The following is a 20725-nucleotide window of genomic DNA, read 5'->3' as shown; positions in this document are numbered from 1 at the left end:
TGCAAAGCACTGGTGTCACAGACACGGAATCTACTTTTGGCGCGCGCGGGGCCCCGCGTGGTTACGCGGGCTGCCTCCTGCGGGCCTGACCACGCGCGCCGGGGGTTCTGCATCATTCGGCGGCATTTTTCGCCCGGTGCGAGTGTGTCGAGAACGACGTGACCGGCCGTCCAGCATTCCTCGGCCGCACGTAAGCTGAGGGGCATGTCTTCGGCCATCCCTTTGAACGTCGGAATCGCCAGCTCGGCCGGTTCCGGATCCGCCGATGCCGATGGTGGTAAGCGTGTGCTGCTAGCCGAACCACGTGGCTACTGCGCCGGCGTGGACCGCGCGGTCGAGACGGTGGAGAAGGCGCTCGAAAAGCACGGCGCCCCGATCTACGTGCGCAAGGAGATCGTGCACAACCGCCATGTGGTGGAGACGCTGCGTGAGCAGGGGGTGATCTTCGTCGACGAGACCGACGAGGTGCCCGAGGGTGCGCTGGTCGTATTCTCCGCCCACGGGGTCTCACCCGCGGTGCACGAGTCGGCAGCGGCGCGCAATCTGCGCACCATCGATGCCACCTGCCCGCTGGTGACCAAGGTGCATCAGGAGGCCAAGCGTTTCGCCCGCGACGACTACGACATTCTGCTGATCGGTCACGAGGGGCACGAGGAGGTCGAGGGCACCGCGGGCGAGGCCCCTGAGCATGTACAGCTCGTCGACGGTCCGGATGCGGTCGACCGGGTCACCGTGCGCGACGAGTCCAAGGTGATCTGGCTCTCCCAGACCACGCTCAGCGTCGACGAGACCATGGAGACGGTGCAGCGGCTGCGGCAGCGGTTCCCCGGATTGCAGGATCCGCCGAGCGATGACATCTGCTACGCCACCCAGAACCGTCAGGTGGCGGTCAAGGCGATGGCACCGGAATGCGATCTGGTGATCGTGGTCGGCTCGCGCAATTCGTCGAATTCGGTGCGCTTGGTCGAGGTCGCCCTCGGCGCGGGCGCGAAGGCCTCATACCTGGTGGACTACGCCCGTGAGGTCGACCCGGCGTGGCTGGCAGGTGTGCGCACGGTTGGCATCACCTCGGGTGCGTCCGTCCCCGACATCCTGGTGCGTGGTGTGCTGGATATGTTGGCGGAGCACGGTTTCGGCGAGGTGCAGCCGGTGACCACGGCCAACGAGACGTTGGTATTCGCACTGCCAAGGGAGTTGCGGACGTCGCGTCGCTGAGCTGCGCCGAGGATTTCCAGGGCTCGGCGCGAAGCTGGGTGCTGCGCGGTTCCCGGCGTTGAGCTGTGAGGCTGCGCGTGGATGCTGTCCCGCGTGAGGGTCGCTGATGTCGAGAGCCGTTCGGGTTCGGCTAGAGGTTTTCCGGTCGACGGCGCTCGGTGCGGCTCGAATCACGTTCGCGGTAGCGGACATTGGGCTGCGGGTGTGGCGGTGGGGCTTCACCGCGCCGCCTGGTCGCTGCCGCTCGGCTCGAATCTGCATCGGCCCGAGGGGTTGCCGCAGCGGGTCGTACGGCCCGGGTCGGTTCGCCCTCGCTTCGGGCCGCTGCCGTGGCGGGTCGTGCGGCTCGGGTCGGTTCGCCTTCGTTGCGGGCCGCTGCCGTGGCGGGGCGGGCGGCGCGGGTGCTCGATCGGCGCTCGCGGCTCGGGCGTTCGTCACCCCGGGCGTTCTTTGCGGCGCCGCCGACGCGCGGTGGGGTGTCCGCTACTTCCGAACTACCGCGCCGACTCGGTCGCGGCAGATGCAGATCGGTATCGAGGTCGGATGTATCGGCCTGGGGACGGCGAGTGCGTCGGCGCGCGGCATCGGCGAGCGAGCCGCGCTCGGTGCGCTCCGACCTGGTGCGTTTGGCTGCGCTGCTGCGGCCCCAGCTGGTGCCGCGACGGGATTCGTCGGCGCGTCCGGCGGCTTCCTCACGCCTGTGTAGCAGGATCCGCCCGCCGCCGATCGCCAGCACCAGCACGGTGGCCAGCGCCATGATCGGGAACCGGTTCACCAGCGGGATCGCCAGATTCAACAGGATGTCTTTGAGGCCGGTCGAAGCGCCACCGGTGAGCTGCTGATAAGCCAGCGGCACCGCGACGAACAGCAACAGCGGTGGCAGCACCATCGTCGTGAAGAGTCCGCGATAGCGAACGGCGAGCACCGCCGCGACGCAGCCGAGGACGTACAACGTGTTGAACGTCCCGGTCAGCTCGTTGTTCTCGCCGTGGGCATCGATCAGGAACCCCAAAAATGTGCACGCCACCGCGATCAGAACCGCCGCCCCGGCCGGAATCCCCGGCACCGAGGGCAGGATCGAACGATGCGGCGCGGGCACCCGGGTTCGCACACGTTGGGAAGCAGCCACACCATGACACTAACTGCCGCCGCGCTCGGCGGCGTTACGGCACGGCCGTCGCAGGGCTAATCGTCGGCGTCGGCGAAGCCGACCGCCCGCGGCAATGAATCGACTCGATGGATTGCCGGTACCTCCTGCTCGGCTATTTCAAGATCGTGGAGTTTGCGGGCGGTGACCATCACCCGCGACTCCACCGAGGCGACGGTGTAGTTGAAAGCGTCTACGGCCTTACCGAGTTGCGCGCCGAGGCGGTCCAGATGTCGGCCGGTCATGCCGAGCCGGTTGTAGAGCTCGCGACCCAATTGCTGAACGGTTGCCATATCCCGGGACAGTGCTTCCTGCCGCCAGCCGAAGGCGACTGTACGCAGCAACGCGATCAAAGTCGTCGGAGTAGCGAGGATCACGTTGCGGCCGAACGCGTACTCGAGCAGGCCGGAATCGGTGGTGAGTGCGGCATCGAGGAATGGATCGCCCGGTACGAACAGCACCACGAACTCCGGCGCGGGATCGAAGGCCAGCCAATAGGCCTTATCGGCCAGCTGATCGATATGGGCACGCAGATGTTTGGCATGGCGGCCGAGCAGTTCGGCGCGCTCGTCCGGGTCGTCGGTCATGGTGGCGTCGAGGTAGGCGGTGAACGGCACCTTGGCGTCGACCACGATCTGCCTGCCGCCTGCGAGATTGACCACAAGGTCCGGCCGTACCATGCCGGTGCGTTCGGTAGCCCCGTCGCTGCGCGCGGCCCGGCTCACCTGGGTGTCGAAATCGCAGTGCCGGGTCATGCCCGCCAGTTCCACCACCCGCTCCAATTGGATCTCGCCCCAGCGCCCGCGCACCTGCGGCGCGCGCAGTGCGGCCACGAGCTGACTTGTTTGGCTTGTGAGCTGATGTGACGTGCGCTGCATCCCCGCGACCTGTTCGCGCAGACTCGAATAGGCGTTGATCCGGTGATGTTCGACCTGCTGGATGTGCTGGTTCAGCGCGCCGACGGCCTCGCGCAGCGGATCTACCATCGCGCCGATGGCATGCGAATGTCGGCGTGCCGCATCCTCATTCGCCGCGGTGAGCGATTGCCGCAGTAGCCGCTCATTGTCGGTGGCTGCGGCCAGTCTCGCCTCCGCTGCCGTCGCGCGTTGCCCGGCGCGCGCGGCATGTCCGAGCCAGCCGAGCCCTACCCCGGCGGCGAACACCAGCATCAGTGCGACGAGCATCGGTGCGGTCATAGCGCAGATAGTGCCGCATGGCACCGACAAGTTCGAAACCCGTGAGCTATCGGGCAGCAGTTCGTCGACGAAAGCCTATGAGCCGCGGTTTCGAACTGTGCGGTCCGTCGTCGTACCGAGCCCAGCAACACTGTGCCCGCTCTGTTGCAAGGTCGGGTTCCTGCTCTGGTGACCACCACGGAGCGAGTCTTACGAGCGACCCGTTCGCGGCCCGTCTCGCGTCCCAGTGGCCGAAGCGCATCCGCCCGCAGGCGCGGAACTCCACCGCCCGGCATGAGGGCGTCAGGTGCCGAGCGATCCGCCACCGGCGACCACAACGTAGCGAGTCTTACAAGCGACCCGTTCGCGGCCCATCTCGCATCCCAGTCGTCGAAGCGCATCCGCCCGCAGGCGCGGAACTCCACCCCCCGGCATGAGGGCATCAGGTGCCGAACGATCCGCCATCGCCGGCCACAACGGAGCGAGTCTTACGAGCGACCCGTTCGCGGCCCGTCTCGCGTCCGAGCCGTCGAAGCGCATGCGCCGCAGGCGCGAGTCTCGACGGCTCGGACGCGAGACACCAGGGGGCCGCGAACACGCCGCGCCGAAGGCGCGGCCGAAGATACAGCCAATTGTTGAGTGTGTCGGTGCGATCGCCTACGGTTTCGCGGCATGCGGATGCTGCACACCTCGGACTGGCACATCGGGCGCACATTCCATGGGGTCGATCTGCTCGCCGATCAGGCCGCCGCGCTCGCGGCCATCGCCGGATTGGTGGCCGCGGAATCCGTTGACGTCGTCGTACTGCCGGGGGACGTGTACGACCGATCCATTCCGAGCGCCGACGCGATCGCGGTGTGTATCCAGGGATTCGAGGCCATCCGCGCGGCCGGGGCGCAGATCATCGCGACCTCCGGCAATCACGATTCACCGACGCGGCTCGGTGCCGGTGCGAGTTTCGCGGCGGCGGGCGGGCTGCATCTGCGCACGACGGTCGCCGCTGCCGATCAGCCGGTGTTGTTGTCCGACGAGCACGGCGCGATCGCCTTTTACGGCATCCCGTATCTCGAACCGGAGATAACTCGCGCCGAACTCGGTGTGCCGCAAGCACGTTCGCATGCGGATATCCTGGATGCGGCAATGAGCCGGATCCGGGCCGATATCGCCGAGCGTCCCGGCACCCGCACGGTGGTACTCGCTCATGCCTTCGTGGTCGGTGGCGAGGCGACCGGTTCCGAGCGTTCGATCTCGGTCGGTGGCGTGGAGACGGTGCCGCTGTCGGCATTCGACGGCATCGACTATGTGGCGCTCGGACATCTGCATTCACCGCAGACGCTCTCGGAATCGGTGCGCTATTCCGGTTCCCCGCTGCCGTATTCGTTCGCCGAGACCTCGCACCGCAAGGCGGTATGGCTCGTCGATCTCGACGCCACCGGCCTGCATTCGGTGCAGCGCCGCGACCTCCCGCTCGTGCGCGGGCTGAGCCGCCTCAGCGGTACCCTCGACGAATTGCTCGGCGACACAGCCTATTCCGAGGCCGAGGAGCACTACGTCTCGGCGACGCTCACCGACTACGCCCGCCCCGTCGACGCCATGCGCAAACTGCGCGAACGCTTCCCGCATGCGGTGCACGTGGAATGGTCACGTCCGGAAGGAAACCCGGAACTGCGCTACCGTGAGCGCGTGCACGGTCGCCGCGATACCGAAGTAGCGCAGAGCTTCCTCACCGACGTCCGCGGCGAACCCACCCCGGGTGAAATGGCCTGGCTGGAACGGGCGCTCGCCGCCGCGATCCGTGAACCCGACCGCGAGGTGCCCGCAGCGGTCACGCTTGCTGGGGAACTGTCCGCATGAGCGGCCGTCGTGCGCTCAGGCCGGTCACCAGCGGACACCGCTTCGGAGAATCCGTGCCGGGCATGCGGAACACCCTTCGCGGCATTGGTTATCGCAACAGCTTTGCCTCGGGCGTGGGTTCTTGGAGCGGTGGCGCGCTCGGTGGACGTTTCCTGGTTCGCCGGACGACGCACCGCATGCCCGCGCTGTCGACTGCGCTCGAAGGGGCCGCTGAATGAGGCTGCACCGGCTGGAGATGACCGCATTCGGTCCGTTCGCCGAGACCACGGTTGTCGATTTCGACGCGCTCGGCGCCGATGGGCTGTTTCTGCTGTACGGGCAGACCGGGGCCGGAAAGACGACGGTGCTGGATGCGATCGCATTCGCGTTGTACGGCAGCGTGCCGGGCGCACGTGGCGAGAGTAAGCGCCTGCATTCCGATCATGCCGACGAGCAGACGCCGCCGCGGGTCGTGCTGGAGGCGACGCTGGGTGGCCGACGAGTGCGGTTGACGCGCTCGCCGGAATTCCAGCGGCCGAGCAAACGGGCCAAAAGCGGCTGGGTCAAAGAGAATGCCGCCGCGACGCTGGAATGGTTGGACGGGCGCGGCGCGAACCTCGCTCGCCTGACCGATATCGGCGACGAGATCATCCGCCTGCTCGGCATGAGCGCGGACCAGTTCTTCCAAGTCGTGCTGTTGCCCCAGGGTGATTTCGCGCGATTTCTGCGCGCGGAGAACGAGGAGCGCGAGAAGCTTCTCGAAAAGCTCTTCGACACCGAACGTTTCGGCAGTGCCGAGCAGTGGTTGGCAGACAAGCGCCGGGCCTCGACCGCGGACGTGGAGTCGCGCAAGCAAGGCATCGATCGGTTGATCGCACAGGTCGCGGTGGCTGCGGGGGAGACGGCGGCCGAAACCGTCGGGCCGCTCGAGGCAGTCGGCTGGTCGCAGGATCTGCTCGCGATCGCGCGTGCAGCACTCACCACGACCGCGGCGGAAGCCGAACGCTGCCAACAGGAATCGGTGCGCATCAGGTCCCGTGCCGAGGAGCAACGTCGCCTGCACGAACTGCGCCGTCGCATGACCGCGGCCCGGGAGCGGCTCGACGAATACGCGGCCGCAGCCGACCATCGCGCCGACCTGCAGGCCGAACTCGAATCGGCCCGCCGTGCCGCGCCGGTCGCCGAGGCCATCGATGAGGCACGCGCGGCGGTAGTGCACGCCAGGCGCAAATCGGACGAAACCCACCGCATCGCAGCACGATTGGCCGCACTGCTCGCCGAACCCGCTGGCGTCGATGTCGCGGGCTTGGAGCTGATCGCGGTCGAGCGCGGCCAGGACGGGGTGCCGACCGTCGCCGCCGACGCGGATGTCGATGCGGCCATTCGACGGTGGAGCGCCCAGATCGGCGCGCTCGACGAGGTGAGCGCCGATGCGACCACCGCGACCCGGCTCACCTCCGAACTGGGCACGCTGCGCGATGAGGACACCACACTCTCCGGCCGCGTGGACAAGCTGAACCGAATGCGTCAGCAACTGCCCGAATCGATCGCCACCATCGAGGCTCGGCTGCGCGAAACCACCGAGGCCGCGGCCAAACTGCCCACCATGACCGCCGAATGCGAACGCCTGCAGGCGTCGGCGACGGCGGCGGTCGAACTCGCCGGTCGCAGAACAACTCTCGATCACGCCCGGATCGAATTGGAGTCGGTCCGCGCGGCGCACCTCGATGCCAAGGAACGCGTACTCGACCTGCGTGAGCGCAGGCTGGCCGGAATGGCCGCCGAACTCGCCGGTCAGCTGCTCGACGGGGAGCCGTGCACGGTATGCGGCTCCGCCGACCACCCAGCACCGGCTCGCGCCGCAGCCAGCGCGGTATCGAAGGACGTCGAGGATGCGGCGGCCACCGTCGAGCGCGCGGCCGAGGATGCCCGCGACCGGGTGCTGGCCCGAATCACCGATCTGGAACGCGAAATCGACGCCCTCATCGCCCGCGGCGGCGATGCCGACCGCGTCGAACTGGCCGCCGCCCTGCGCGCCGCGACCGACCGCTACGAAGACGCCGCCGAACTCGCCACCCTCTCCGACAGCCTCACCGCCGAACTGTCCCGCCTGCGCACCGACGAATCGCGCCTGCACGACGAACTCCGCGAATCCGACACCCGCCGCAGCACCGTCACCACCCGCATCGCCGCCGCCACCGCGCGCCTCACCGAACTCACCGACCGCCTGCGCACTGCCGCAGGCGCCGACGAAACCATCGACCGCCGCCGCACCCGCCTCGACACCCTGATCGGCGACGCCACTGCCCTCCGCGACACACGCAAGGACGAGTCGGCCGCAATCGAGCAGGTCACCGTGATCGCCGACCGAGTCGAAAGTCTTGCGCTGGCAGCAGGTTTCGCCATCGAGTCGGCTGAGAACTCCGTCGCAACCGGTCCGGGGGCAACATCCGGTCGGGCGGCTGGTCCGAGTGCTTCGCGGGTCGTCGATCCGGGGGGCACAGCCAGTGGTGATGCGGTCATCGACGCCGACGCCGACGCCGACGGTTCTGGTGCTGGTGCGGTCTCCGATTCGATCGAGGCGAGCGTCGACCATCCGGGAGCCGCAAGGAGCGCAGTCGGTTCGGCGGTCGTCGAAGCCGACGCGCGACCACGCGATGACGTGGCCTTGTTGACGGCATACGCGCGAGTAGTCACCGCTGCCTCGCGAACCACGCAGCGGCAGAACGAGATCGAAGCGGTATTGGTGGCTGCGGATCGGGCTCGCGCGCATGCCGAGGCCGTCCTCGCGGAGCCGGAGATCCAAGCGGCTGCCTCGACCGAACCCGGCGATCTCGAGGAGCTGGAGTCCGCTGTGGCCGCCGCGCAGACCCAACTGAACGCAGCCGTCGCCGCGCATGCGGAGGCCACTCGCCGGGTGAACCTGCTGGAGGATTTGGGTGGTCAGCTGTGGGCCGCGGTCGATCGGATCGCCCCGGTACAGCGCGCCCACGAGGAACTGGCGGCACTCGCGGAAGTCGTCGCGGGCCGAGGCGAGAACAACCGCCGAATGTCGTTGCGCTCCTATGTACTTGCTGCCCGGCTGGAAGAGGTGGCATTGGCGGGTTCGGTCCGCCTGCGCCGAATGTCGGGCGGCCGCTACGAATTCGTGCACTCCGACAAGGCGGGCCCGCGCGGCCGTCGCGGTGGCCTCGGTCTCGATATCCGCGACGACTACACCGCCGCCGTCCGCCCCGCCAAAACCCTCTCCGGCGGCGAATCCTTCATGGCCGCACTGTCATTGGCCCTCGGTCTCGCCGATACCGTGGCGGCCGAGTCCGGCGGCGTGGTGCTCGACACCATCTTCATCGACGAGGGTTTCGGCGGACTCGATGCCGACACCCTCGACGCGGTCATGGGCGTTCTCGACGAGCTCCGTGCCGGCGGGCGTGTGGTCGGCGTGGTCAGCCACGTCGACGAAATGCGCCAGCGTATTCCGAGCCGCCTGCACGTCATACGCGGGCGAGCGGGCTCCCAACTCCGCACCACCGTCGCCTGAGCGCACGTGCTGATCATTGCGTGCCCACCGCTTTCTGTTCTGGTCGGTCTCGTCCGGGGGGCCACAGGGGGTTGTGGCGGATTTCCGCTAGCGTCCGGCGCGGGTTGCTGCCATTGTGGATTGGGTGACGATCACGGCTTTGGATTTCGAACGCTGCTATCGAGCGGTGTCGACCCGGGACTCCCGATTCGACGGCCAGTTCTTCACCGCGGTGCGAACTACCGGAATCTATTGCCGCCCTTCATGTCCGGCGATCACGCCGAAGCCGTCGAATGTGACATTCCTGCCGACGGCCGCTGCCGCGCAGCAGGCCGGATACCGGGCCTGCCGCCGCTGCCTGCCCGATGCCGCACCCGGATCACCGCTGTGGAATACCCGCGCCGATCTGGCCGCACGGGCGATGCGACTCATCGGCGACGGCGTCATCGAGCGCGGCGGCGTGCCCGCACTGGCCGCCACGCTGGGCTATTCACAGCGCCAGGTGACCCGGGTGCTCACCACCGAACTGGGCGCCGGTCCGCTGGCGCTGGCCAGGGCGCATCGCGCGCACACCGCGCGGCTGTTGATCCAGACCACGAATATGCCGATGTCCGATATCGCCTTCGCGGCCGGATTCGCCAGCATTCGCCAGTTCAACGACACCGTCCGCGAGGTATTCGCGGTCAGTCCGACCACCATGCGCACCGAGGCGCAGCGGGTGACCCGCTCCGGCAGCCACCTGGTGTCCGCCACCAATGGATCGCTGACGCTGCGGCTGCCTTTTCGGGAGCCGCTGGACCGCGGCTGGCTCGAGTGGTTCCTCTCCTCGCACGTCGTGCCGGGTATGGAGCTATGGGAAGACCGCGCCTACACCCGGAGCCTGCGTACCCCGCACGGACATGCGACGACGCGGCTGAGTTTCCAACGCGATCACGTGCGCGCCGAACTGTCCCTGCACGATATGCGCGATCTCGCACCGACCGTCGCACGGCTGCGGCATCTGCTGGACCTGGACGCGGACCCGGTCGGCATCGATGAGGCGCTCGGCGTGGTGCCCGCCGATACCGACGTCATCGAGACGTCCGGACGAGATCTCCCGGATGCCGGTGCGGCACCGGCCGACCATCCCTTCAATGTCGGTGCGGCCACCGTCCGCCGGGGCCGGGCCCGCCCGCCGTTCACTCCCGGTATCCGAGTGCCCGGCGCGCTCGATGGTCCAGAGTTATTGCTGCGCACCATGATCGGTCAGCAGATTTCGGTATCCGCCGCCGCGACCCACACCGCTCGACTGGTCGAGGCGCTGGGCGAGCCGATCGACGGACCGGTCGCACGGCTGTTCCCGACACCGGTTGCGATCGCCGAACGCGGGGCCGAGGTATTGACCGGCCCAGCGCGGCGGATCCGCTCGATTGTCGGTGTGGCCTCGGCGCTCGCCGCCGGCGATCTGGTGCTGCACCAGGGCCGCACCGCCACCGACCTGCGCCGCGACCTGTTGGCGCTGGAAGGTGTCGGACCGTGGACCGCCGATTATGTGACCATGCGACTGCTCGCCGATCCAGATGTGCTGCTCGACACCGATCTCGTCGTCCGCCAAGGCGCCACCCTCCTCGGCGTCGATCTCACCGATACCGCGCGCTGGGCCCCGTGGCGTTCGTATCTATCCATGCACCTGTGGAAGGCCGCGCTCGCCGGCCGCAAGGCCACACCGCCGAAAGCATCCGCGACGAAGTCCGTCGCCGCACCGAAAGCGAAGACCCGATCGTGACAACCGATTTCGCGACCTCCGACACTCCGATCGGCCCGTTCACCGCGCTCGTCGATGCGGACGGTGCCGTCCTCGCCTCCGGCTGGACCGCCGACGCCGAGAACTTGCGCCAGTTGATCCACCCGAGTCTGCGGCCCAGCGAGCTACGCGGGCGCGATGACCTCGGCGAGGTGACCCGTGCGATCACCGCCTATCACCGCGGCGAGCTGACCGCCATCGACGCGATCGAGGTGCGTCAGAAATCCGGCGAATTCCTCATACACGCATGGGAAGTGCTGCGCAAGATCCCGGCGGGCGATCCGGTTACCTATACCGAATACGCTGCCATCTCCGGCCGTCCCGACGCCACCCGCGCCGCCGCCAATGCCTGCGCCCGCAATGCCGCGGCGCTTTTCGTGCCGTGCCACCGGGTTCTGCGCATCGGGGGAGCGCTCGGCGGGTTCCGTTGGGGGCTGCCGGTCAAGCGTTGGCTGTTGGATCACGAGCGTGGCGAAGCTCAGTTGACTATCGATTAGTCGGATCGTTCAGCAGCAACGATTCTGCGGATTGGTATCCGCATCCGCGTGCCGACGTCGCCAATACTCGCGCTCCGACGGAATCTCGCAACCGGGGTGATTGCGCTGCAGATGGTCCACATAGCGCTGGTAATCCTGACCGCCGAGCACCGCGTTGAACCATGAACCGAATGCGCGAACCCTTGCCGCACAGGCACTTCCGGCCACCCGCAGACGCCGCATGACGGCCGGTCGAGGTGACCGGCCGTCATTCGGCTGCGCTGCTGCGGTCAATGTTCCACGGTATCCGCTGTCGCGCCCCTGGCATGTGCGGCGCCAGGTGCCCGGACCTGCCCCGATTCGATCAGGGCATCCCACTCCTGCTGCACCGCCTTCTCTTCCGCGGTGGCGATGAAGCCGCGCGGTGCGAAGATCTTCGACGGTTCGTCCGGCGTTTCACTGCTCGGTCCACCGCCCGCCCGCCAGGCACGGAAGCAGACCACCACACCGACCACCGCGACGACCAGCACCAACACCGCGAAGATGATCGACAACGTGCCCTGGATGAACGTGTTGCGCACGATCTTGTCCATATCGTCGGCATTCTTGGCGGGCGCCAACAACTTTCCGGCATCGCGGGCGGCACTGTAGTTACCGTGCTGCTTCCAGTAGCCGAGCTTCGGATCGGCGGAGAAGATCTTCTGCCAGGACGCGGTCATAGTCACGGTCAGATCCCAGATCAGCGGCAGCGCGGGAATCCACGCCCACTTCACCAGACCCTTCTTGATCAGAATGGTCAGCACGACGGTGAGCGCGATCGCGGCCAGCAACTGGTTGGAGATGCCGAACAGCGGGTAGAGCGTATAGATGCCGCCGAGCGGATCGGTGACACCCATCAGCAGCACCGAACCCCAGGCCGCGACCACAATGGCCGAGCACAGCCACGCACCGGGCCGCCACGACGGATCCTTGAACTTCTTCGCCGGACCACCCAGATTACCGAGCGAATCCGAGAGCATGAAGCGCGCGACGCGGGTACCGGCGTCGATGGTGGTGAGGATGAACAGCGCCTCGAACATGATCGCGAAGTGGTACCAGAACGCCTTCAACCCGGAGCCGCCGAGGAATCCGGACATCACCTGGGACATGCCGATCGCCAGCGTCGGCGCGCCACCGGTGCGCGAGATGACGCTGGTCTCGCCGACATCCTTGGCGGTCTGGGTCAACTCACCCGCGGTGATCGGATCACCGCTCAGACCAAGGGAATTAGTGTATGCGGCGGCCTTCTCGGCGGTACCGCCGGTGAGACCCGCGCCCGCGTTCATGGCGAAGTACAGGTGCTGGTCGATGATGCTCGCGGTGATCATCGCCATGATCGCGACGAACGACTCCATCAACATGCCGCCGTAGCCGATCATCCGCGCATGCGACTGCTTCTCCAGCAGTTTGGGCGTGGTGCCGGAGGAGACCAAGGCGTGGAATCCGGACAGCGCACCACATGCGATGGTGATGAACAGGAACGGGAACAGGCTGCCTGCGAAGGACGGACCGTTGCTGTTGTGCGCGAACTGCGATACTGCGGGCGCCTTCAGCACCGGCATGGTGAACACGATGCCGAGCGCGAGCAAACCGATGGTGCCGATCTTCATGAACGTCGACAGGTAATCGCGCGGTGCGAGCAGCAACCACACCGGCAGTACCGAGGCGATGAAACCGTAGACGATCAGCAGCCAGGCGATAGTGGTGCCGGACAGCGTGAACAGGTCACGGCCCCAACCGGATTCGGAAACCCAACGGCCGGAGATGATCACGAACAGCAGCAGTGCGAAGCCGATGACCGATACCTCGCCGACCCGGCCCGGCCGCACGAAGCGCAGGTACAGACCCATGAACAGGGCGATCGGGATGGTCATGCCGATGGAGAACACACCCCACGGGCTGCCGCCGTGCAGCGCGCCGTCCGGCCCCTTGACCGCCGCCAGCGCCTGCACGACCACGATGCCGAGCACCGCGAGCAGGATCATCATGATCACCAGCACGGCAACGATCGCGGCGACACCGCCGATCGGTCCGAGTTCGTCGCGGGCCATCTGCCCGAGGCTGCGACCACGGCGCTTCGACGAGGCCCACAGCACCAGGTAGTCCTGCACCGCGCCGGCGAGGACGACGCCGACGATGATCCAGATCGTGCCCGGCAGATAACCCATCTGCGCGGCCAGCACCGGTCCGACCAGTGGACCGGCGCCCGCGATGGCGGCGAAGTGGTGCCCGAAGAGCACCCGCCGGTCCATCGGCATGTAGTCCTTGCCGTTCTCCAATTCCTCGGCGGGCGTGGCCACATCGTCGCGCGGCTTGGTGATCCGGTATTCGATCAGCCTGGCGTAGAACTGGTAGGCGGTCACATAGGTACAGACCGCCGCGATCACGATCCACACCGCGTTCACGTTCTCACCGCGGGAGATGGCGAGGATGGCCCAGGCTATCGCTCCGACGACCGCGATCGCTCCGAAGATCGCCTTCTTCCGTGGCGTGATCGGGGAGTGATCGACCACCCCGACGGGCGGCAGATCGGGATCCGTCCGCAAATATTCGATTGTCGCCATCCGCTTACTCTCCTGAAAAACGCGCAGGATCCCTGCTCAAACATCTGACAACGTATCCGATTGGTGATGTCGACCGGGCTTGTTTCCGATCGGCTTTGGACAACGTTAAGTTTTGTTCGTGTGTCGGCCATCACGTCGGTGTTGCCGAACGTATGCTGCCATGCGATTCCGCCAAGCTCCACACCCGCCTGGAGGAGGGCCTCGTTGCGCAGGCGCACGCTGCTCGGCTCGGTGCTGGCCGCGCCGCTGCTCGCCGCCACCGGCTGCGGATCCGATGACGACGCGCTGACCTTCTTCTTTCAGGCCAGGCCGGAAGAGGCACGGGTCCGGCTGAAGATCATCGACGAGTTCCAGCGGCGGCATCCGGAGATCCGGATTCGCACCATCATGTCCGGGCCGGATCCGCTGCAGCAGATGCTGACCTACTGTGCGGGCGGCAAATGTCCCGACGTCATGATGGCGTGGGAGTTGCTTTATGCCGGACTCGCCGAACGTGGCGTGCTGCTGGATCTGCGCACGCTGCTCGATCGGGAGCCCGAATACGCTGCCGCACTGCGTGCCGACAGCTATCCGGCGCTCTACGACACCTTCACCTACGGCGGTGGGCAGTATGCGCTGCCGGAACAGTGGTCGGGGGTGTTTCTCTACTACAACCGGGAGCTGTTCGCCGAAGCCGGGGTGACCGCGCCTACCCGGTGGCGGAATGCCTGGTCCTTCGCCGAATTCCTCGATGCCGCAGGGGCACTCACGCGGCATGAGTCATCAGGGCGGAACCAGCAGTGGGGCTTTGCCGACGCCTGGGTGCCGTATTTCTCGGCCGCGTGTTTCGGTATGAACAATGGGGCGGAGTGGTTCTCGCCGTCGGTGGATCCGATCAGGACCAATCTCGGTGATCCGCGCTTCGCCGAGGGATTCCAGTTCTATGCTGATCTCGCGGTTCGCCACCGGGTTGCGCCGAAAGTTGCCGACCAGCAGTCGATTTCGGCGCCCGACCTGTTCCGCCGTGGGCGGGCGGCTATGGCGATGGGTGGGCATTGGCTGTATTCCGAGTTCGCCGGACAGGATGATCTGCCCATCGATGTCACGGTGTTGCCGGTCGGCCCGCATGGCGGCCCGGGGGCAATTACCGATGTGGGCAGCACCGGGTTGTCGATTGCCGCGGATAGTCCGCGCATCGAACAAGCATGGGAATTCGTAAAATTCGCGACCGGGCCGGTTGGGCAGGCCATTATCGCCGCCTCCGGACTGTTCGTGCCGGTGCTGAAATCCGCAATGGGCGCGGCCGGATTCGCGGACGCGCATCGCGAGATACGCAACCTCCAGGTGTTCACGGAGGGACCGGAGAATTCGCGAGCGCTGCCGGTTACTCCGGTGTGGGGCAAGGTTTCCGCGCTGCTCGAGCGCGGTGGCAATCGGGTGCTACGCGGTGCCGCAACCGCTGAATCCATGAGCGCATCCCTGACAGCCGATATCAATACTCTTCTGGAATCCTCATGAAACTGATCGGTAGCCGGATGCGTGCGCCACACGAGCAAGGGCGGCTTGCGCGGCGGCGCGAGCGGGCGGGCTGGGTCTTCGTGGCACCGAATCTGGCGGCGGTGCTGGTGTTCTTGCTGTTTCCGCTCGGGGTTTCGTTGTATCTGAGTCTGCACTCGTGGGACTTGTTCAGTGCGCCACGGTTCGTGGGGGTATCGAACTATCGACGGCTGTTCGTGTCGGATCCGTTGTTCCTCATCGCATTACGCAATACTGCCGTGTTTACCGTATTGACGCTGGTGCCGACGGTGGTGATCGGCCTCGCCGTTGCGGCCGTCCTCAATCGAAAGCTGGCTGGTATCGGCATCTTTCGAACCATCGCGTTCCTGCCGCTGGTCGCTTCGACCGTGGCCATGGCGGTGGTGTGGCGCTTCATCTTCACCACCGATGACGGGCTGCTCAACATCATGCTCGGCTGGGTCGGCATCGATCCGATGCCGTGGCTGACCGACCCGGACTGGGCGCTGGTCTCGCTGAGCATTGTGACCGTATGGAAGAGCGTGCCTTTCGCGACGGTCATCCTGCTGGCAGCGATGCAGGGGGTACCGGAGACGCTGTACGAGGCGGCGCGCATCGATGGTGCGGGGGCGCTGCGGCGCTTCTGGTCGGTGACGCTGCCGTTGATTCGCGGGCCGCTGTCGTTCGTCTTCGTCATCACCATCATCAATTCGGTGCAGGCCTTCGATCAGGCCTATGCCTTGACCGGCGGCAATGGCGGACCGGAGACCGGAACCTATCTGCTCGGAATCATGTTGTTCCAGAATGCCTTCGGGTTCTACGAGGTCGGCTATGCGGCGGCGCTGGCCTGGGTGATCTTCGCGATCCTGCTGGTGCTGACGCTCTTACAGCTGTGGTTCGCGCGCCGGTCGGAGGTGGAGTCGTGAATGCGTACGAGGCGGTTCGGTCGCTTCCGGTGCGGATCGGTGTGCGGGCACGCAGTACCGGTCGGGTGGAGCGGGCCATTCTGCGCCGGACGGTGCGTGGCGTCCTGATCTATGTGGCGCTCGTCGGTGTCGCCTGGTGTGCGCTGTTTCCGATTCTGTGGGCGTTGTCGGGTTCGTTGAAGCGCGATGGCGAGATCACCGAGCCGTCACTGGTTCCCGCGCGTCCGCAGTGGTCCAACTATGGGAAGGTCTTCGACCTGCTGCCGCTTGGGCGGATGTTGCTCAACACCGCGTTCTATGCGTTATGTGTCACGGCGGGGCAGGTCTTTTTCTGCTCGCTGGCCGGATATGCGTTCGCGCGCTTGCGTTTTCGCGGGCGGGACGTACTTTTCCTCGCCTACCTCGGCACGCTGATGGTGCCGTTGACAGTTACCGTGATTCCGCAATTTCTGATCATGCGCGCCTTCGGCTGGGTGGATACACCGTGGGCGATGATCGTTCCTGGTCTGTTCGGCAGCGCATTCGGCACCTATCTGATGCGCCAGTTCTTCCGAACCTTGCCCGCCGAACTCGAGGAAGCGGCGATCATCGACGGGTGCACCACCTGGCAGGTGTTCTGGCGAGTCTTGTTGCCGCACACCCGTCCTGGGCTCATGGTGCTGGGGGTGCTGACTTGGATCACGGTCTGGAACGACTTCCTGTGGCCGCTGATCATGATCCAGCGCAACGACATCGCCACCGCCACATTGGGTTTGGTGCGGCTACAAGGCCAGTACCATACGCAATGGCCGATTCTCATGGCCGCGGCGGTGGTCATTCTGCTGCCGCTGGTGGTCGTCTACGCGATCGCGCAGCGGGCGTTCGTGCGGGGCATCGCGGCATCCGGTCTGGGCGGGCGTTGACGGCCGCGCTGATGGCGGCCGTCGTTATTACTCGCCCCAGTAGGTGCCGAAGCTCCAAAGGTTGCCCTCCGGGTCACGGACGGTGAAGCCGCGCGAACCATAGTCCTCATCGCGTAGGCCGCGCACCACCTCCGCGCCCGCCGCGACCGCGCGGTCGTGCAGGGCGTCGGGTTCCTCGCAGACGAGGTAGATCGAATCGGTGCCCGGCCCGCGCTCACAGAACGGGTTGTCGCCCTTGCCGATGGAACTGAACATGATTCCGCCGCCGAGCGGCCAGCGCAGCTGACCGTGCTCGATGAACGACGGATCGTCCTCCCTGGCGTAGAGCGCAACCTCCTCGAAGCCGAATGTGCTGGTCAGGAAGGCCACTGCCGCGCGAGCATCGGTGAAATTGAGGCACGGCCACACGGCGGTGCGAGTTGCTGTGGTCTGCGGTGAATCCGTTGGTGTCGTCATGGATCCAGCCTCACCCGCCGGACCTCTCCGGGTCTTGTACAGATGGAATCTCCTCCGCGAGCCATGCGGTCGGGCTGCAACCGGCGAGTTCCGCGAAGTCGCGGTCGAGGTGGGCCTGGTCGTAATATCCACAGGTCGCGGCCACCTGCGCGATCGTCACATAGGACGGCGTGTGTCCGATCATCCGCCTGGCGCGTTCGAAGCGGGCGATCCGAGCGGCGAGTTTGGGACCGAGCCCGAACTCGGCACCGAAGCGTCGGGCCAGATGTTGACGGCTCCAACCGATCTCCTCGGCGAGCGGGCCGATCTGCGCCGCACCATCGGATTCGACCAAAGTGCGCCAGGCCCAAGTCAATTCGGGCGTCACCAGGCGATCATGACAGGCCAGCCTGGTCAATACCCGATCACAGGCGGCGAACCGCTCCGGCCAGGACGACAACTCCTGCAATTCCTCCCACAGCTGCCGCCCGACTGGCCCCGCCACCTCGGCGCATTCCACCGAGGTGTTCCACAGCGCACTCGCGGGCAGCCCGAACAGGGCCCGGCTCCCGAGCGGCGTCAACTCGATCCCGATCCCCTCCTGATAACCGTTGTGCGAGATAACCGCCGAACTGGCCTGCAACCCACTCAGTACACACCGGTAATCCTCCGGCGACTGCCGCGAATCCGTCTGCGCCACAACGTCGATACTCGGCCCGATCGACACGATGAACGTCATATGCCGCGACGGCAGCCCCCGATGCAACCCGGGCGCGAACCCGCTCAGTCGATACCCAAGGTACCCATCGATGAACGCCGCGAGCGCAGGTGCCGGACGTGCCGTCACCACTTCGGTGGTCGGCTCCATACCCGGAACGCTACGCCGCCGATCGGCTGTCGCAAGGCGAGTCGGCCGGCAACGTTGATGTGGTGGTGGATCGACCGCGGATCCGCCGCCAGGTCGAGCAGGACTAGCGGCTCTCACCCGGACGACGGCTGCGGTGAGATATCGCACTCAGCGCGGTAAATAGGTGGGGGTTGTCGCAGCGTCGGGCTACCTTTACCGCTCCTAAGGATTTTTGGAGGTGTGATGCGGCGGGTGCAATACCAGCGCAGCGGTGGTCCGGAGGTACTCGAGGTGGTGTCGGCCGAGGTGCCGACGCCGGGCCCCGGGGAACTGCTGGTCCGCGTCGACGCGGTTGGTGTGACACTGCCGGTGGTTCGCAAGGTGCGTGAGCCGCGTGAGCCGATCGCATTGGGTGGCGAGGTTGCGGGCGAGGTGGTCGCGGTCGGTGAGGGCGTGACCAGCTGTATGCCCGGCTACCGCGTCACAGGTCTGGTCTTCGGCCACGGTTATGCCGACTACGCACTCCTCTCCGCCGCCATGGCCTCGCCGATTCCCGACGGTGCCTCCGCCGTCGATGCGGTCGCGCTGGTCCGCAGCGGTTTGGTCGCACTCGGTGCGCTCGACGCCGCGAATCCCAAGGCGGACGAGTCTGCCCTGATCACGGCCGCCGCCAGCGGTGTCGGCCACCTTGCCCTGCAGCTGGCGCGGGTGCGCGGGGCAGCACGCGTGGTTGCGGCGGTCTCCGACCTCGCGAAGGCCGACTTCCTCCGCGGCCTCGGTGCCGACGAGATCGTCGCCTACGACCAGGAATCCTGGGGCGAGCCCGTCGACTACGTCCTCGACGCCGTCGGCGGCGACCTCCTCACCCCGGCCATCGGGGCCCTCGCCCCCGGCGGCCGACTCGTCGCATACAGCTCCGGCGGCGGCACCATCCAGGCCTACGACCTGCTCGTCGGCGCCAAATCGGTGATCGGCTTCCAACTGGCCCGCATCGCCCGCAACTCCCCGGACCTGTACGAACACTGGCGCCAAGAGCTCTGGCAATACTTCGCCTCCGGCCTACTCCGCCCCGTTGTTCACGCGGAATTCCCGCTGGAAGACGCCGCCGAGGCGCACGCCGTCATCGAGAACCGCTCGAACCTCGGCAAGGTCATCCTGATTCCCTGAGGAGCGCCCGGGACTGCTCGATTCGGTGCCCGCGCCGTCGCGGCCAGCCGATACCGGCAATGGCCTGCGGGCAGGACGACCGCGTGCGCCGCGTAGACTCTCTTCCTCGTGAGTCTCACCCTCGGAATCGTCGGCCTGCCCAACGTCGGAAAGTCGACGTTGTTCAATGCGCTGACCAAGAACGACGTGCTGGCCGCGAACTATCCGTTCGCGACCATCGAGCCGAACGTCGGGGTGGTTCCACTGCCCGACCCGCGACTGGACAAGCTGGCCGAGATCTTCGGCTCCCAGCGCATCCTGCCCGCCGTGGTGTCGTTCGTCGACATCGCGGGCATCGTGAAGGGTGCGTCCGAGGGCGCCGGGCTCGGCAACAAGTTCCTCGCCAATATCCGTGAGGCCGATGCCATCTGCCAGGTGGTGCGAGTCTTCGCCGACGATGATGTGGTGCACGTCGACGGACGCGTCGACCCGCTCGCCGATATCGAGGTAATCGAAACCGAGCTGATCATCGCCGATATGCAGACCCTGGAAAAGGCGATCCCGCGGCTGGAGAAGGAAGCCAAGGTCAAGAAGGACCGCAAGCCGCTGCTCGACGCGGCCAAGGCCGCACAGGAAGTTCTCGACAGCGGCAAAACCCTCTTCTCCGCCCGCGCCCAACTGGATGGCGAACTGCTGAAAGAACTTTCGCTGCTCACCACCAAGCCTTTCCTCTACGTCTTCAATGCCGACGAGTCGGTGCTCACCGACGAGGCGAAGGTCGCCGAGCTGAAAGCCGCTGTCGCACCGGCGGATTCGGTCTTCCTCGACGCCAAGGTCGAAGCCGAACTCCTCGAACTCGACGACGAGTCCGCCCTGGAGTTGTTGGAGTCGATCGGCCAAAACGAACCCGGCCTGCACGCCCTGGCCCGCACCGGCTTCCACACCCTTGGCCTGCAGACCTACCTCACCGCAGGTCCAAAAGAGGCCCGCGCCTGGACAATCCACCAAGGCGACACCGCCCCCAAGGCTGCCGGCGTAATCCACACCGACTTCGAACGCGGCTTCATCAAGGCCGAAGTAGTCGCCTACAACGACCTCATCGCCGCCGGCTCCATGGCCGCCGCCAAGGCCGCGGGCAAGGTCCGCATGGAAGGCAAGGACTACGTCATGTCCGACGGCGACGTAGTCGAATTCCGTTTCAACGTATAGCGTTTCAGCTTCTGCGA

At 66.5% G+C, this 20725-nt stretch carries 16 protein-coding genes; 10 read left to right on the top strand and 6 right to left on the bottom strand.

Going from position 1 to position 20725, the window contains the following annotated elements:
- The first annotated feature begins 204 nt into the window (after positions 1 to 204).
- Complete coding sequence (locus OIE68_RS25570; protein WP_327093626.1) at positions 205 to 1215, top strand: 4-hydroxy-3-methylbut-2-enyl diphosphate reductase; 1011 nt, start codon at positions 205 to 207, stop codon at positions 1213 to 1215.
- Positions 1216 to 1345: 130 nt separating this feature from the next.
- Here OIE68_RS25570 and OIE68_RS25565 read toward each other — a convergent pair whose 3' ends face one another.
- Both OIE68_RS25565 and OIE68_RS25560 read right to left on the bottom strand, forming a co-directional pair.
- Positions 1346 to 2344 (bottom strand): DUF6542 domain-containing protein, encoded by a 999-nt coding sequence (locus OIE68_RS25565; protein ID WP_327093625.1) that lies wholly within the window; start codon positions 2342 to 2344, stop codon positions 1346 to 1348.
- Between the two features lie 56 nt (positions 2345 to 2400).
- Positions 2401 to 3558 (bottom strand): DNA recombination protein RmuC, encoded by a 1158-nt coding sequence (locus tag OIE68_RS25560; RefSeq protein ID WP_327093624.1) that lies wholly within the window; start codon positions 3556 to 3558, stop codon positions 2401 to 2403.
- A 651-nt stretch (positions 3559 to 4209) separates the two neighbouring features.
- Between OIE68_RS25560 and OIE68_RS25555 the strand changes: the two genes are divergently transcribed.
- The 4 genes from OIE68_RS25555 (at position 4210) to OIE68_RS25540 (ending at position 11167) form a co-directional block, all read left to right on the top strand.
- Positions 4210 to 5391, top strand: a complete 1182-nt coding sequence (locus OIE68_RS25555) for an exonuclease SbcCD subunit D (RefSeq protein ID WP_327093623.1) — start codon at positions 4210 to 4212, stop codon at positions 5389 to 5391.
- A 214-nt stretch (positions 5392 to 5605) separates the two neighbouring features.
- Positions 5606 to 8908 (top strand): AAA family ATPase, encoded by a 3303-nt coding sequence (locus tag OIE68_RS25550; RefSeq protein WP_327093622.1) that lies wholly within the window; start codon positions 5606 to 5608, stop codon positions 8906 to 8908.
- A gap of 115 nt (positions 8909 to 9023) precedes the next feature.
- On the top strand, positions 9024 to 10652 hold the full coding sequence (locus OIE68_RS25545) for a DNA-3-methyladenine glycosylase 2 family protein (RefSeq protein ID WP_327093621.1): 1629 nt from the start codon (positions 9024 to 9026) through the stop codon (positions 10650 to 10652).
- Complete coding sequence (locus tag OIE68_RS25540; protein WP_327093620.1) at positions 10649 to 11167, top strand: methylated-DNA--[protein]-cysteine S-methyltransferase; 519 nt, start codon at positions 10649 to 10651, stop codon at positions 11165 to 11167. Before OIE68_RS25545 ends, OIE68_RS25540 begins: the two co-directional genes overlap by 4 nt.
- A gap of 9 nt (positions 11168 to 11176) precedes the next feature.
- Here OIE68_RS25540 and OIE68_RS25535 read toward each other — a convergent pair whose 3' ends face one another.
- Both OIE68_RS25535 and OIE68_RS25530 read right to left on the bottom strand, forming a co-directional pair.
- Positions 11177 to 11440 carry a YbdD/YjiX family protein gene (locus OIE68_RS25535; RefSeq protein WP_419150562.1) on the bottom strand — a complete coding sequence of 88 codons (264 nt, stop codon included), beginning with the start codon at positions 11438 to 11440 and terminating at the stop codon, positions 11177 to 11179.
- On the bottom strand, positions 11437 to 13749 hold the full coding sequence (locus OIE68_RS25530; protein ID WP_327093619.1) for a carbon starvation CstA family protein: 2313 nt from the start codon (positions 13747 to 13749) through the stop codon (positions 11437 to 11439). The genes OIE68_RS25535 and OIE68_RS25530 overlap by 4 nt, the downstream gene beginning before the upstream one ends.
- 204 nt (positions 13750 to 13953) lie before the next feature.
- On the opposite strand from OIE68_RS25530, the gene OIE68_RS25525 reads away from it, so the two are divergent.
- From OIE68_RS25525 to OIE68_RS25515, 3 genes are all read left to right on the top strand, one after another.
- The gene (locus OIE68_RS25525; protein WP_327093618.1) at positions 13954 to 15246 is read left to right on the top strand and encodes a sugar ABC transporter substrate-binding protein; all 1293 of its coding nucleotides are present in this window, start codon (positions 13954 to 13956) and stop codon (positions 15244 to 15246) included.
- Positions 15243 to 16169, top strand: a complete 927-nt coding sequence (locus OIE68_RS25520; protein ID WP_419150561.1) for a carbohydrate ABC transporter permease — start codon at positions 15243 to 15245, stop codon at positions 16167 to 16169. The genes OIE68_RS25525 and OIE68_RS25520 overlap by 4 nt, the downstream gene beginning before the upstream one ends.
- Before the next feature lie 65 nt (positions 16170 to 16234).
- The gene (locus OIE68_RS25515) at positions 16235 to 17071 is read left to right on the top strand and encodes a carbohydrate ABC transporter permease (RefSeq protein ID WP_327101803.1); all 837 of its coding nucleotides are present in this window, start codon (positions 16235 to 16237) and stop codon (positions 17069 to 17071) included.
- A gap of 27 nt (positions 17072 to 17098) precedes the next feature.
- Here the strand turns inward: OIE68_RS25515 and OIE68_RS25510 are convergent, their stop codons facing one another.
- Complete coding sequence (locus OIE68_RS25510) at positions 17099 to 17527, bottom strand: VOC family protein (protein ID WP_040695175.1); 429 nt, start codon at positions 17525 to 17527, stop codon at positions 17099 to 17101.
- Between the two features lie 10 nt (positions 17528 to 17537).
- Positions 17538 to 18374, bottom strand: a complete 837-nt coding sequence (locus OIE68_RS25505) for a helix-turn-helix domain-containing protein (protein ID WP_327093617.1) — start codon at positions 18372 to 18374, stop codon at positions 17538 to 17540.
- 222 nt (positions 18375 to 18596) lie between these two features.
- Between OIE68_RS25505 and OIE68_RS25500 the strand changes: the two genes are divergently transcribed.
- Together OIE68_RS25500 and ychF are read left to right on the top strand one after the other, a co-directional pair.
- On the top strand, positions 18597 to 19520 hold the full coding sequence (locus OIE68_RS25500; RefSeq protein WP_327093616.1) for a quinone oxidoreductase family protein: 924 nt from the start codon (positions 18597 to 18599) through the stop codon (positions 19518 to 19520).
- 108 nt (positions 19521 to 19628) lie between these two features.
- The gene (ychF, locus tag OIE68_RS25495) at positions 19629 to 20708 is read left to right on the top strand and encodes a redox-regulated ATPase YchF (RefSeq protein ID WP_327093615.1); all 1080 of its coding nucleotides are present in this window, start codon (positions 19629 to 19631) and stop codon (positions 20706 to 20708) included.
- Positions 20709 to 20725: the final 17 nt, after the last annotated feature.

The organism is Nocardia vinacea, assembly GCF_035920345.1.
GTDB classification, from domain to species: Bacteria; Actinomycetota; Actinomycetes; order Mycobacteriales; family Mycobacteriaceae; genus Nocardia; species Nocardia vinacea_A.
This window is presented reverse-complemented; position numbering and strand designations above follow the sequence as displayed.

Excerpts from the sequence above, each read along its gene's own strand:
- OIE68_RS25570 (WP_327093626.1), top strand. The coding sequence starts at position 205 with ATGTCTTCGGCCATCCCTTTGAACGTCGGAATCGCCAGCTCGGCCGGT.
- OIE68_RS25520 (WP_419150561.1), top strand. The coding sequence starts at position 15,243 with ATGAAACTGATCGGTAGCCGGATGCGTGCGCCACACGAGCAAGGGCGG.
- OIE68_RS25510 (WP_040695175.1), bottom strand. The coding sequence starts at position 17,527 with ATGACGACACCAACGGATTCACCGCAGACCACAGCAACTCGCACCGCC.
- OIE68_RS25550 (WP_327093622.1), top strand. The coding sequence starts at position 5,606 with ATGAGGCTGCACCGGCTGGAGATGACCGCATTCGGTCCGTTCGCCGAG.
- OIE68_RS25555 (WP_327093623.1), top strand. The coding sequence starts at position 4,210 with ATGCGGATGCTGCACACCTCGGACTGGCACATCGGGCGCACATTCCAT.
- OIE68_RS25560 (WP_327093624.1), bottom strand. The coding sequence starts at position 3,558 with ATGACCGCACCGATGCTCGTCGCACTGATGCTGGTGTTCGCCGCCGGG.
- OIE68_RS25530 (WP_327093619.1), bottom strand. The coding sequence starts at position 13,749 with ATGGCGACAATCGAATATTTGCGGACGGATCCCGATCTGCCGCCCGTC.
- OIE68_RS25505 (WP_327093617.1), bottom strand. The coding sequence starts at position 18,374 with ATGGAGCCGACCACCGAAGTGGTGACGGCACGTCCGGCACCTGCGCTC.
- OIE68_RS25500 (WP_327093616.1), top strand. The coding sequence starts at position 18,597 with ATGCGGCGGGTGCAATACCAGCGCAGCGGTGGTCCGGAGGTACTCGAG.